Annotated in this window: 11 protein-coding genes and 1 tRNA gene; 6 read left to right on the forward strand and 6 right to left on the reverse strand. The window is 66.0% G+C overall.

Going from position 1 to position 13,382, the window contains the following annotated elements:
• Positions 1-86 precede the first annotated feature (86 nt).
• The 4 genes from SO139_RS28100 to SO139_RS28115 all read right to left on the reverse strand — a co-directional run bounded on the left by SO139_RS28100 (position 87) and on the right by SO139_RS28115 (position 4,212).
• Positions 87-162 (reverse strand) — tRNA-Thr (locus SO139_RS28100).
• Between the two features lie 112 nt (positions 163-274).
• The gene (locus SO139_RS28105) at positions 275-2,116 is read right to left on the reverse strand and encodes a heme biosynthesis protein HemY (protein ID WP_449380262.1); all 1,842 of its coding nucleotides are present in this window, start codon (positions 2,114-2,116) and stop codon (positions 275-277) included.
• Between the two features lie 21 nt (positions 2,117-2,137).
• Entirely contained in the window at positions 2,138-3,391 is a 1,254-nt protein-coding gene (locus SO139_RS28110) for a COG4223 family protein (protein WP_449380263.1), read from the reverse strand.
• Positions 3,392-3,465: 74 nt separating this feature from the next.
• Complete coding sequence (locus SO139_RS28115; RefSeq protein WP_449380264.1) at positions 3,466-4,212, reverse strand: uroporphyrinogen-III synthase; 747 nt, start codon at positions 4,210-4,212, stop codon at positions 3,466-3,468.
• Positions 4,213-4,359: 147 nt separating this feature from the next.
• Here SO139_RS28115 and tsaD point away from each other — a divergent pair, with 147 nt between their 5' ends.
• From tsaD to SO139_RS28130, 3 genes are all read left to right on the forward strand, one after another.
• A complete protein-coding gene (tsaD, locus tag SO139_RS28120; protein WP_474799753.1) occupies positions 4,360-5,433 on the forward strand; it encodes a tRNA (adenosine(37)-N6)-threonylcarbamoyltransferase complex transferase subunit TsaD in 1,074 nt (357 codons plus the stop codon).
• Positions 5,434-5,435: 2 nt separating this feature from the next.
• A complete protein-coding gene (locus SO139_RS28125; protein ID WP_449380266.1) occupies positions 5,436-6,416 on the forward strand; it encodes an NAD(P)H-dependent glycerol-3-phosphate dehydrogenase in 981 nt (326 codons plus the stop codon).
• Between the two features lie 114 nt (positions 6,417-6,530).
• Complete coding sequence (locus tag SO139_RS28130) at positions 6,531-6,944, forward strand: EVE domain-containing protein (RefSeq protein ID WP_449380267.1); 414 nt, start codon at positions 6,531-6,533, stop codon at positions 6,942-6,944.
• A 143-nt stretch (positions 6,945-7,087) separates the two neighbouring features.
• Here SO139_RS28130 and SO139_RS28135 read toward each other — a convergent pair whose 3' ends face one another.
• Positions 7,088-8,170, reverse strand: a complete 1,083-nt coding sequence (locus SO139_RS28135) for an adenylate/guanylate cyclase domain-containing protein (RefSeq protein ID WP_449380340.1) — start codon at positions 8,168-8,170, stop codon at positions 7,088-7,090.
• A 114-nt stretch (positions 8,171-8,284) separates the two neighbouring features.
• Between SO139_RS28135 and SO139_RS28140 the strand changes: the two genes are divergently transcribed.
• A complete protein-coding gene (locus SO139_RS28140) occupies positions 8,285-8,743 on the forward strand; it encodes an SRPBCC family protein (RefSeq protein WP_449380268.1) in 459 nt (152 codons plus the stop codon).
• Between the two features lie 139 nt (positions 8,744-8,882).
• On the opposite strand, the gene SO139_RS28145 is transcribed toward SO139_RS28140, so the two are convergent.
• A complete protein-coding gene (locus SO139_RS28145) occupies positions 8,883-10,052 on the reverse strand; it encodes a DNA topoisomerase IB (protein WP_449380269.1) in 1,170 nt (389 codons plus the stop codon).
• Positions 10,053-10,443: 391 nt separating this feature from the next.
• On the opposite strand from SO139_RS28145, the gene acs reads away from it, so the two are divergent.
• On the forward strand, positions 10,444-12,396 hold the full coding sequence (acs, locus tag SO139_RS28150; RefSeq protein ID WP_449380270.1) for an acetate--CoA ligase: 1,953 nt from the start codon (positions 10,444-10,446) through the stop codon (positions 12,394-12,396).
• 447 nt (positions 12,397-12,843) lie between these two features.
• On the forward strand, positions 12,844-13,359 hold the full coding sequence (locus SO139_RS28155; RefSeq protein ID WP_449380271.1) for a L,D-transpeptidase: 516 nt from the start codon (positions 12,844-12,846) through the stop codon (positions 13,357-13,359).
• The last annotated feature ends 23 nt before the right edge of the window (positions 13,360-13,382 follow it).

Below are 13,382 nucleotides of genomic sequence, written 5' to 3' on the forward strand. Positions count from 1 at the left end.
CCTCGACAACCCGTTCGGCACGAGGCTGTCACCCATGTCTTAGGTACGGTCCGTTACCCATGTCTTCGGGCCGGACAGGGAGAAGGTGGTGCCGCAAGAGGGACTCGAACCCCCGACCCCGTCATTACGAATGACGTGCTCTACCAACTGAGCTATTGCGGCGGACCCTTGGGAGATCCTTGGGGGCCGACACGACCCGCGGCCCCAAATACGCGCGCCCCTGATATCGGGCATGGCCGGAATTGGCAAGGACAAGCCGGGCCGAACTTGCCGATCAGCGGCCCCAGCGGGACCAGAACCCCCGCCAACCGCCGGCCTGGGCCTTCGGCGTGCCGATTTGTTCCGTAAATTCGTCGCTGGGGCCCTCGTCATCGATTCCGGGGTCATCGGGTGCGCGGATGATCGGGATGACGGCGGGAATCGGCGAAGACACCGGCTTGCCGAGGTCGGCCCGGGCGCGGAACATGGGTGTGGCCGCAATGGTGGCTGATTCGGCGGGCCCCTCGGCCGGTTTGGCCAGCTCAGTGGTCTCCGTGGCCGGCTCTGACGCGTCGGACACTTTCGCTTCGGACATTTTGACGTCGACCGTCTTGGCTTCTGTCTTTGCCTCCGGCGCCTTGATCTCGGAAGGCTTGGCTTCCGAAATCTTGGCCTCCGAAGGCTTGATCTCCAAAGGCTTGGGTGCGGGCGGCAGGTTGTCCTGCGCGGCTGGCGCAGGCGCCGGCTGGATCGGTTCTAGCGCCTCGCTACTCACGGTAATCCGCTTCGGCGGCGGGGCAGCCAGCATGGCCTCCTCGAACGGGGAGGCCTCGATCGTCGTGCCCTTGTCCGAGGGCAGGCTCGCCACCGGCGTCTGCCATTGGAAGGCGTCGAGCCGGCCGGTAACCGGCGAAACCGGACGCCAGCGGTTGCTGACATAGCCGTCGGCCGTCCAGGCCGGGTCGTGACGCGCGCGCACCGCGCGCAAGGTCCAGGCCCGCGCGCGGCCGCTGTCGCCATGTTCGGCGCGCTCGATCTCCGCCATCAGCAGCGCAACCCGCTGGGTCGGATCGTTGACCAGCGGTGCCAGCGCCTCGCGCGCGCGGGCGAATTCGGATGCATCGATCGCGGCGCGCGCGAGCGCGAGCTGGCCCTCGACATGACCGGGCGTCTTGGCCGCCAGCGTCTCGATCCTCTGCAGGCGCTGCCGCGCGGAATCGCCGAGCTTCACATGCGCATAGGCGTCCGCAAGATCGGGATGCGGATGGGAGAGCCAGGCAGCTTCCACCAGCTTCATGGCGCGACGCACCTGATGCGCCTCGCTCTCGAATTTCGCCGCGAGGGCTGCAGCCGGCACCAGCGTCGGTGCGAGTTTCACCGCTTCCATCACGCTCTCGCGCGCCACGTCGCGGTCCATGGTCTCGAGCTCCAGCGCGCGCGCGGTGAGCAGGACACCGCGCTGCCGGCGCCAGGTCTTCTTGTCGATCAGGCCCGCGGAGAGATTTGAATCGAGGATCGCAAGCGCGCCGCTCCAGTCGCTGCGCGCGCAGCGGAAACCGAGCACCGCCTGCGAGGCCCAGGTCGAGGACGGCGACAACTTGATTGCCTCCTCCGCGATCATCACTGCGGAAACGGCGTCATCGGCGCGCTGCGCCTCGATGAACAGGCCGCGCAGGCCGAGGAGCCGCGTGTCGGGTCGTTCGGCCATGGCGCGGAAAGCTCGCTGCGCCTCGTCGCGATTGCCGTCGAGCTGCGCCGACTGCGCATGCAGCAGCAGCGCCAAAGGATCGTCCGGCGCATGCCGCCGCGCGGCTTCCGCATGGCGGCGCGCACGCGCGCTGTCGCCATGGCCGATCGCCAGCAGGCCATGGGTGATGGCGTGGCGGCCACGCGCATGGCGCTTCTCGTGGCGACGGCGACGCATCCGCGCCGGCGTTCGCCAGATCCCGCTCAAAATGCTCCAGGCGAATATGGCAGCCACCGCAACAAGGCCGAGCCCGAACGCGAACACCGGCACCGTCGTCGTGGCGCGTAAGTTGCCCCAGGTCAGGATGACATCGCCAGTCTGATCGGCAACCCAGGCCGCGCCGGCCGCGGCAAGTGCGATGAGGATGAGGAACGATACGACGCGAAGCATGGTGATCCCTTCAGGCGCGGCCTATTGCGCGGGTTTGGCGAGATCCGCCATGGCATCGTCGGCGAATTTGCGGGACGCGGCGAGCGCGGCATCGCGCGCATCGGTCTTGTCGAGCCAGGCTTTCGCAGCTTCGCGATCGGCTTCCGGCAAGCCCTTCAACTCGCGCCGCGCCGTGTCGAAATCGTTGCGCAGCGCCGCCGCGGTCACCCGCCCGACGATCGCGCCGCGATCATTGCCGCCACTGTCGGTGCGCTCGATGCGAACGAGTTTTGAGGCGCCCGCCTGAAGGTGTTCGATAATGCCGCCGCTGGGCTGCGCCTCCGCCGGTGGCGACAGTTTTGGCACGATGTTGAGGAGCTCGCGGCTCAGCGAGACCGGAGACGGAATGCCTGCGGATGCGAACGTCTCGAGCGGCTTCAACGCCTGGGGATCAGGCGCAAAGGATTTCGCTGCCGCAAGCTGCGCTGCATAGCCATCGCCGTGACGAACGGCCACGTCGAGCAGCGCCGCCGCAACGACGCGACGCATTGCCTTGTCGTCGGTCGACTTTGCATCGGCGATCTTCTCGCCCTGCTGTGCGAGCTCGGCACGCTCGGCCTTGATGGTGCGCTCGAGCTGCGCGATGCGATCGTTGATATCCGACAAATCCGGCGCGGCAGCCGCGTCGCGCGGCGCCGACTTCACGTCGTTCAGTGCACTGCCGAGCTTGTCCGATTGCGTGCGCAGGCTCGCGATGTCGCTGCGCAGGGTGGTGACGGATTTGTCCAGCGCGTCAAGCCGCGCCGCTGCGGCCGGGTCTGCCGCAGGTGCCGCTGATTTGTTGACCTTGGTCTCGACAACGGCGAGGCGTCCGCTCAGTGCATCGACCGTCGCAGTCGTAACCTGCGGCGCTGATGGAGCCTGCACAGGTTCTTGGCCGACTTGGGGCCAGCCCAGCATCCACCCGACAGCGATCACCAGTGCGGCTGCGACCGCGCCCGACAGCGGCGCGATGACCCAGGGGGACACCGGCTTGGACGTCGGAGGGAGCTCGGCCCGGGCCTCGGCGCGTTCCGGCTCGTCTTCTGGCCTGGCTGCTTGGGGCTTGGTTGCCTCGGCCGCGACGGATTCGGCTTTCACCGCATCGACCTCGGCCGGCTCCGGCTGCGCCTCGTCGGGCGCCTGCTGGGGCTGGGTGGACACCTCGGTCGCCTCGAGATCGATGGTGGGCGGAGTGCGCTTGGCACGACCTGACTCGGGGGCCAATCCTGCGTCTTCAGGCTTGTCTTCGGCCATCGTGACGTTTCCCTCACAATTGCAAGCAACGTACTCGGACCGGACCCCTTTCGCGAAGGATTCGGCCCGTTCTCTTACGCCAAACGGGTGCGCAAAGCACGCGCCAAGGTCTCAATTAAGGCATTTTCGTCCGGCGAGGCCGCGACCGCAACCTGCGTCGCGCCGGCCTCACGGAGCACGCCGGCGATGCTCTCGGACAGGCAGCACTGCGGAATCGACAGCGCGGAGATTTCGACGCCCTCGTCGCGCGCCGCATCCAAAAAGGCGCGCGCGCTGCGCCGCGAATAGTGCAAGACGGCCCGGATGCCATGGGCAGCAAAACCTTCGCAGACCTCGCGCGGCAGATGCTTGACCGGCACCATGCGATAGATGGTTTGCGTGACCACGTTGAATCCTTCCGCACCGAGCTCGGCCGAAAGATCGCGCGACAGATCAGCCCCCGCGAGATAGAGCAGCGCGCCCTTTTTCTTCACGACCTTGTCGCGCGCGCTTTGCAGCACCTTGTCCCTTAACACCGCCGCATCGCCGCCGGCGACGATGACCTCGGTAAAGCCGGCCTCGCGCGCGGCGCTCGCGGTGTGCTCGCCGACCGCGAACAGCGGCAGTTGTGACAGACGAAGCTCGCGCAATTGCGGCGCGATGGCGCGGATCGCGTTCGCCGAGGTGACGATGATGCCGCCATAGCTTGCCTCGCTTTCGTCGCGAAACGCTACCGGCTCGAACTTGAGCGCCGGCGCCAGCAGCACCACATAGCCCAGGGCACGCAAGTCTGCCGCGGTGGCCTCATTGTCGGGATGCGGCCGTGTGACAAGAATGGCCATGATCTCTATTCTCCGGCGCACCGCGACCCGGTGTTCCAGAAGCCCTCAAGGCGCGATTGCCTTTGACGACCTCGGAATGCTACCGGACGTACCAGAACTCTGCTTTGCGGAAGAGCGCAAGGGCGCAAATTGGATAACAATTCGCCAATGCTGGTATTGGGCATCGAAACCACCTGCGACGAAACCGCCGCTGCTGTGATCGCGCGCGCGGGCGACGGCGACGGCAGGATTCTCTCGAACATCGTGCGCTCGCAGATCGAGGAGCACGCCCGCTTCGGCGGCGTGGTGCCGGAGATCGCTGCGCGCGCCCATGTCGACCTTCTCGACGGTATCATTGACCGCGCGATGAAAGAGGCCGGCGTCGGCTTCGCAGAGTTGTCGGGTGTCGCGGCCGCTGCCGGACCGGGATTGATCGGCGGCGTGATCGTCGGGCTCACCACCGCGAAGGCGATCGCGATGGTGCACGACACCCCCCTCGTCGCGGTGAACCATCTCGAGGCGCATGCGCTGACGCCACGGCTGACCGATCACCTCGAATTCCCCTATTGCCTGTTCCTGGCTTCGGGCGGCCACACCCAGATCGTCGCCGTGGTCGGCGTCGGACAATATATTCGGCTCGGCACCACCGTCGACGATGCGATCGGCGAAGCCTTCGACAAGGTCGCGAAGATGCTCGGGCTGCCTTATCCCGGCGGACCGCAGGTCGAGCGCGCCGCGGCAGACGGCGATGCAGCGCGATTCGCGTTTCCGCGGCCGATGCAGGGACGGCGCGATGCCAATTTCTCGCTGTCGGGACTAAAGACGGCGGTGCGCAACGAAGCGAGCCGGATCACGCCGCTCGAGCCACAGGACATCAGCGATCTCTGCGCGAGTTTTCAGGCCGCGGTGCTGGACTCGACCGCCGACCGCCTGAGCATGGGCCTCAGGCTGTTCCGCGAGCAGTTCGGCGCACCGCAGGCGCTCGTCGCGGCCGGCGGAGTTGCGGCCAATCAGGCGATCCGCGGCGCGTTGCAGAACGTTGCGGATGCGGCCGGGACGCGACTGATCATGCCGCCGCCCGCGCTCTGCACGGACAACGGCGCAATGATCGCCTGGGCCGGCGCCGAGCGTCTCGCGCTCGGCCTCACCGACACGATGGATGCCCAGCCCCGCGCGCGGTGGCTGCTCGATGCCAACGCGACGGCGCCCAAAGGCTACGCCAACACGCGCGCAGGATTTTAGCGATGACATCCTTTCAGTCCGTCTCGGTGATCGGTGCGGGCGCCTGGGGCACGGCGCTGGCGACGGTCGCCGCACGGGCGGGAAGAACAGTGACGCTGCGCGCCCGCAACGCCGAGCACGCAGGCCGGATTGCCTCGTCGCGAGAAAATCCGCGGCTGCCCGGCGTAAAATTGTCGCCCGACATCGTGGTGACGAGCGAGCTGGCGCTCGCGGCGCGCGCAGATATCCTGCTGATCGTGACGCCCGCGCAGCACCTGCGCGGCGCGATCAACACGCTGGCGCCGCATTTGACCAAGCCAACTCCGGTGGTCGCCTGCGCCAAGGGCATCGAGCACGGCACCCATAAATTCATGACCGACGTGATCGCGGAAGCCGCACCGATGGCGCAGCCTGCGATCCTGTCGGGGCCGAGCTTCGCCGACGACGTCGCGCGCGGCCTGCCGACGGCGGTGACGCTGGCTGCAAAAGACGAGCAGCTCGCCAGCGCGCTGGTGCAGGCGCTGGGCTCGCCGACATTCCGGCCCTATCACTCGACCGATGTGCGCGGCGTCGAAATCGGCGGCGCGGCCAAGAACGTGCTGGCGATCGCCGTCGGCATTGCCGTTGGCCGCAAGCTCGGCGCTTCCGCGCAGGCCGCGTTGACCACACGCGGCTTTGCCGAGCTCGCCCGCTTCGGCCGTGCACTCGGCGCGCGTAGCGAGACGCTTGCAGGGCTGTCCGGCCTTGGCGACCTGATTCTGACCTGTTCGAGCCCGCAATCGCGCAACTTCGCGCTCGGGCTTGCACTCGGGCGCGGCGAGACGGCGCCAGCCGGCAAGCTCGCCGAAGGCGAATTCACCGCACCCGTGCTGATCGAGCTCGCATCTTTGCAAAACATCGAGATGCCGGTATCAGAAGCCGTCGCAGCGATCCTGAGCGGCAAGAGCACGATCGACGCCGCAATATCCGGACTTTTGACGCGCCCCTTCAAGGCAGAGGAATGATTTCCGACGTCATGCCCGCGCTTGTCGCGGGCATCCACGTCTTGATATTGAGTACGTGGCAAAGACGTCGATGGCCGGGACAAGCCCGGCCATGACGAACGGATGGGACACGTTATGAATTACTGGCTGGTGAAATCCGAACCGTCCGTCTGGTCGTGGGACCAGCAGGTCGCCAAGGGCACCAAGGGCGAAGCCTGGACCGGCGTACGCAACTTCACCGCGCGGCAGAATCTCGTGAGCATGAAGAAGGGCGACAAGGCGTTCTTCTATCATTCCAACGAGGGCAAGGAGATCGTCGGCATCGCGGAAATCATCAAGGAGGCCTATCCTGATCCGACCGACAAGACCGGCAAGTTCGTCTGCGTCGACATCAAGGCCGACAAGCCATTGAAGACGCCGGTGACGATGGCTGCCGTCAAGGCCGACAAGAAGCTCGCCGACATGGCGCTGGTGAAATACTCGCGCCTCTCCGTGCAGCCGGTGACGGCGGACGAATGGAAGCTCGTCTGCAAGATGGGCGGGCTGTAGTTACTGCCGTAGTCCGAATCGTAGGGTGGGCAAAGCGAAGCGTGCCCACCTCTTCTTTCGCAAGCATTGAGAGCAAGCATTGAGAGATGGTGGGCACGGCGCGCGAAGCGCGCGCCTTTGCCCACCGGCAGCCAACTATTCCATCAACCGTCCGGCAGCGCGAACACTTCGCATGGCTCTACGATCCCACGCAGCGGATGCATTCCAAGCGGCAGCAATGGCGTGTCGGTCTCGGCGGCGAGCGCACCCGACACCAGAACCGTCTTGCCGAGCGGCTTGCACAATCCCTCGAGCCGGCTGACCAAATTGACGGCCGAACCGATCGCGGTGAAATCCAGCCGATTGGCTGCGCCGATATTGCCCCACAGCATCTCGCCGAGATGAAGCGCGGCGCCGAACGACAGCGACGGCAATCCCTGGCGGCGCCGTTCGTCATCGAGGTGCATCATGCCGGCGCGCGCCGCGGTCGCCGCGCGCAAGGCGGCGCCGCAAGCCTCGCGCGGTGATGCGCCCACAACCGGAAAAATCGCCAGCACTCCATCGCCGATGAATTTCAGCACCTCGCCGCCAAAGGCGTGCACCGCGCCCGCGATGCGATCGAACCAGGCATCGAGCGCTGAAATGACGGCGGCCGGCGGGTTGCCTTCGGACAAGGCCGTGAAATCGCGCAGGTCGGCATAGAGCAGTGCAGCCTGGATGGTTTCGCCGAGATCGCGGCGCAGCGGCGCCGCCAGCACGCGCTCGGCGCTGCGCCGGCCGAGATAGGCTTCGAGCGCTGCCGCCAACGTGGCACGCGCGGCGAGCACGGCGAGCGGTGCGGCGGCGAAGCGCGCGGCTTGCTGGAGATCGTCGATCTCGCGCGGCGTGAACGGACGCGGCCCGATCCAGCCGAGCAACGGCCCGTCCGGACGCGGCCCGATTACGTCCTCGTGGACGATGCCGGTGGCTGTTGCACTCAGCCAGCGCCGGCCGGCATCGTTGCGTGGCGCGAGCGCGGCAGCCCCCGGCGCAAAACCGAGAGCTTCGACGACCTCGCCACTGTCGGCGCGCCACAGCCAGGTTCGCTGTGCGATCAGGGGATGCGGGACGTCCAGGGTCAGGCTGCCCGCGACGAGCGGCAATCCATCCGCAACCAGATGCCTGCCGAGATCCGCGAGCAAGCGGTCGGCGCCCGTGGTCTCAGCGGCGGCATCGACGAGCCAGGCGAGCGTCGAGGACAACTGCATGGCGCGATCATGCGGTCTGCGCGCCTTTTTTGTCACGACCTATCCTCGATGGCGGGCCTTGAAGAGGCACCGTAGCGGCGCCATCTGCCTAATGCAGCCAGGGAACCGACGCCGATGACTGAGCCCTTCATAGTCCGCCGCGAGACCCATATCCCCGCCCCGCGTGCCACTGTCTTCGCTTACCTCGCCGACCCCGACAAAATCGTGAACTGGATGGGCTCGGAGGCGACGTTCGAGACGCAGCCTGGCGGGCTTTACCTGCTGAAGGGTATTGGCCAGCGCGGCGGCGTCGCCCGCGGCGCGTTTCGCGAGGTCGTGCCGGTGCATCGGCTCGCCTACACGTTCGGTTGGGAAGGCGGTCAGGAAGTGCCACCCGGCTCGAGCCTGATCGAGATTGACCTGATCGAACGCGATGGCGGCACGCTGCTCCGCATGACGCATAGCGGCCTGCCGACCGCAGAACAATGCGACGCCCATAGCAAGGGCTGGGCGCATTATCTGCGCCGGTTGAGCCTCGTGGCCGGAGGCCGAGATCCCGGACCCGACGTGATGAAGCCTGAGAGCAAGATGTAGCCGGCGTTACTCGGTGGAATTCGGTAGGCATTCGTAGGGTGGGCAGAGCGAAGCGTGCCCACCACTTTTTTTTCTTTCGCAATCGCGGAGAGATGGTGGGCACAGCGCTTCGCGCCTTTCCCCACCCGGGGCAAATTGGTTATACCGCAGCCGTCGCCACCACCTGCGCCAGAAGCTGCTCGCGCCTCGCCTGTGAGCGCTGACCCTTCATCGTCGCGGCAAAACGCTCGAGGATGCCGTCCTCGAACGCGGTGACGATGGTGTCGTGGACGTAGCTCCTGCGGCAGATCGCCGGCGTGTTGGAGAGCTGGTCGGCAGCGGCACGGATCGCATCCAGCACCTGACGCTTGCGGCCGCGCTGGCTGGTCGCCGGCGTGATCCGCGACAGCGATTCCACGACGACGGCCGAGGCCATCAGCGTACGAAAATCCTTCAGCGAAATCTTGATGCCGGCGATCTCGCGCAGGAACGCGTTGACCTGCGTGGTATTCACGGCGCGCACGGTGCCGGAGGCATCGCGATACTGGAACATGCGCTTGCCCGGCACGCCGCGCAGAATGCCGATGGCACGGACCAGCTTGGCCGCGTCGCATTCCTTCCGCACCGCCTTGCCGCCCTTGGCCTTGAAGGTCAGCACGAAGCAGTCGTCTTCCAGCGTGACGTTGGACTTCAGCAGCGTGGTGGCGCCGCGGGTGCCGTTGAGGCGGGCATAGGATTCATTGCCGGGACGGATCGCGGTGCGGGCGATCAGTTCGATCACCGCCGAGAGCGCGAACTCGCGCGTCGGCTCCTCGCCCGACAGGAACATCGAGACCTTGCGCCGTATCTTCGGCAGCGCGCCGACGAGCTTTTCCAGGCGATGCGCCTTGCGCTGCTCGCGGACCTTTTCCCAGTCGGCGTGATAGCGATATTGCAGCCGCCCTGCGGCATCGCGACCCACCGCCTGGAGATGCGAGCTCGGATCGGCCGAGTAACGCACCTCGCGATAGGCCGGCGGCACCGCCATGGCATGGAGCCGGCGGATGGTGCGAGCGTCGCGGATATGGGCGCCGTTGGGGCGGACGAAGGAATAGCCCTTGCCGCGCTTGATGCGGCGGATGGTCAGCTCATTCTGGTCGCCGAGCCGCAGGCCCAATTCCTTGGCCAGCGCCTCGACCGAGGTCGCAGCTGCCGTGTCGAAGGTCTTCTTCGGGCTGGGACGCCTGAAACCAGTCGGTTTCGGCCATTGTCCGAGGGCTTTGGCGAGCGCAATAGCGGCGGGATCGGCTGAAGCGGGCCGCATTGTCCCGAAATTCTGCTGATCCATCATAGTCTTACGCCTTAGCTCCGCCTGTTATCGAACAATGCTGTTGTTTTGATTTTTGTTCCCAGCGGGTCTCGTTGGACCCCGGTCAGGCCATTTAGGAGGTTCCGAACGGCATTGCGAGTCCCGAATCAGTGACGATTGGTTTCTAAATACCTCCAACCCGTGCATGGAGGGTCTGCGTCGCCGCTTCCGCGAGGTTCGGTAAAGAGCGGAGGAGCCCTCACCCCGGTTGTTTCAGATTTGCGACAGGCACACTCACCGACTTGATCCTGCGCATGGTCGGATGCCCGCCGAAGGTCCAGCTTGTCCTCCTTGTCGGGCGCGGTAAGCCCGACGCATAATCATTCAAATGATGTCGGCGTGGCGTTGAGCTTGCCGCTTGGTGGAGGAAAACATGTCCGAGAAGATCTACGACGTGCCGGCAGAGTGGGCGAAGCGCGCCTGGGTCGACCAGGCCAAGTACAAGGACATGTACGCCCGCTCGATCTCGGACCCGAACGCGTTCTGGGCCGAGCAGGCCAAGCGCATCGACTGGATGAAGGCTCCGACCAGGATCGAGAACGTCTCCTTCGCGCCCGGCAACGTCTCCATCAAGTGGTTCGAGGACGGCGTCCTCAACGTCGCCTGGAACTGCATCGACCGGCACCTCGCCAAGCGCGCCAACCAGACCGCGATCATCTGGGAGGGCGACGATCCCTCGCAGTCGAAGCACATCACCTACAAGGAGCTGCACGACGAGGTCTGCCGGATGGCCAACATCCTGCGCACCCGCAACGTCAAGAAGGGCGACCGCGTCACCATCTACCTGCCGATGATCCCCGAGGCCGCCTATGCGATGCTGGCCTGCGCGCGGATCGGCGCGATCCACTCGGTGGTGTTCGCCGGCTTCTCGCCCGACAGCCTCGCCCAGCGCATCAACGACTGCAAATCCAAGGTGATCATCACCGCCGACGAGGGCCTGCGCGGCGGCAGGAAGGTGCCGCTGAAGGCCAATGTCGATGCGGCGCTCGCCAAGACCGAAGGCGTCGACTGGGTCATCGTGGTCAAGCGCACCGGCGGCAAAGTCGAGATGTCCCCGTCGCGTGACCTCTGGTACGACGACGCGGCCAGGATGGTGACGACGGAGTGCCCGGCCGAGCACATGCACGCCGAGGATCCGCTGTTCATCCTCTACACCTCGGGCTCGACCGGAACGCCGAAGGGCGTGCTGCACACCTCGGGCGGCTATCTCGTCTACGCCGCGATGACGCATCAATACGTGTTCGACTATCACGACGGCGACGTCTACTGGTGCACGGCGGACGTCGGCTGGGTCACCGGCCACAGCTACATTCTCTACGGGCCGCTGTGCAACGGCGCGACCACGCTGATGTTCGAGGGCGTGCCGAACTACCCCGATAATTCCAGGTTCTGGAACGTCATCGACAAGCACAAGGTCAACATCTTCTACACCGCGCCGACCGCGATCCGCGCCCTGATGCAGGGCGGCGACGAGCCGGTGACGAAGACCTCGCGCGCCTCGCTGCGCCTGCTCGGCTCGGTCGGCGAGCCCATCAATCCGGAAGCCTGGGAGTGGTACCACCGCGTCGTCGGCGACGACCGCTGCCCGATCGTCGACACCTGGTGGCAGACCGAGACCGGCGGCATCCTGATCACGCCGCTGCCGGGCGCCACCAAGCTCAAGCCCGGCTCGGCGACGCTGCCGTTCTTCGGCGTGGTGCCGGAGATCGTCGATGCCGACGGCAAGGTGCTGGACGGCGAGACGTCGGGCAATCTCTGCCTCACCCGCTCCTGGCCCGGCATGATGCGCACGGTCTATGGCGACCACGCCCGGTTCGAGCAGACCTATTTCTCGACCTACAAGGGCAAGTATTTTACCGGCGATGGCTGCCGGCGCGATGCCGACGGCTATTACTGGATCACCGGCCGCGTCGATGACGTCATCAACGTCTCCGGCCATCGCATGGGCACCGCCGAGGTCGAGAGCGCGCTGGTCGCGCATGAGAAGGTGTCGGAGGCCGCCGTGGTCGGCTTCCCGCACGACATCAAGGGCCAGGGCATCTACGCCTACGTCACCCTGATGGCCGGCGTCGAGCCGAGCGAGGATCTGCGCAAGGAGCTCGTGACCTGGGTGCGCAAGGAGATCGGCCCGATCGCCTCGCCCGACCAGATCCAGTTCGCACCCGGCCTGCCCAAGACGCGCTCCGGCAAGATCATGCGCCGCATCCTGCGCAAGATCGCCGAGGACGAGCCGGGCAGTCTCGGCGATACCTCGACGCTCGCCGATCCCGCCGTGGTCGACGATCTCGTCAAGAATCGCCAGAACAAGAAACAGACCTCGGCGTAAGAACGCTCTCGTGCCCCGGACGTAGCGCAGCACTTCCCTGGCGATGCGAAGCATCGTCCAGTTCGGCGGTGCGCTGCGGAGCCGGGGCCCATGCCGCAGACAAGTTTCTGGGTCCCGGCTCAGCGCAGCAGCGCCGAGGCGCTGCAGCGCATCCGGGACACGAGACTGTCCCTCGCTTCAACAGCATTTCCCGTTGGCAAACCACCCTCACGCACTTGTCAGGGCGTGAGCGAACGCGCCTGTATCTTTCCCGCGAAGTGTTGTTTTCCGGTCATTTACTTTAATTCGAACTTTTCCTTTGTTCCCCTGCCGGCTGGGCCCAAGGCGCGGCGCGTGGAAACCATCCGGTTAACACGCGCGGTTAAGAATGCGTGGGCGAGCGGGCAATTGCCGGGTTTTGCGTCAATTTGGACGGCCCGTTCGGGGCAACGGATAAGGAAGCAAGTAATGTCGATGAGGATTGCGGTGGCATTGGCCGCCACCATCGGGGCAGGGATCTTGATGTCGACGGCGGCCGAGGCGCGGCCGGAAATGGTGGGGCTGCACGGAGCCGATTATTCGCCGGGCACCATCGTGGTCAGGACCAACGAGCGCCGGCTCTATCTCATCCTCGATGGCGAACACGCGATGCGCTACCCCGTGGGCGTCGGCAAGTCCGGCAAGCAGTGGGCCGGCACCACGCGCATCGACGGCAAATATCGCAACCCGGCCTGGTCGCCGCCCGCCGAGGTGAAGCGTGACAAGCCGAACATGCCCGACGTGATTCCTGGCGGCTCGCCGCGCAACCCGATGGGCGTTGCGGCGATGACGCTGGCCGGCGGCGAATATGCCATCCACGGCACCAACGTGCCTGGCTCGGTCGGCGGCTTCGTCTCCTATGGCTGCATCCGCATGCTCAACGACGACATCACCGACCTCTATAGCCGCGTCCCCGTCGGCACCACGGTGGTCGTCACGCGCTGAGAACGAAGGGCCTCAGGACGAAA

It is taken from the genome of Bradyrhizobium sp. UFLA05-89 (genome assembly GCF_059803475.1).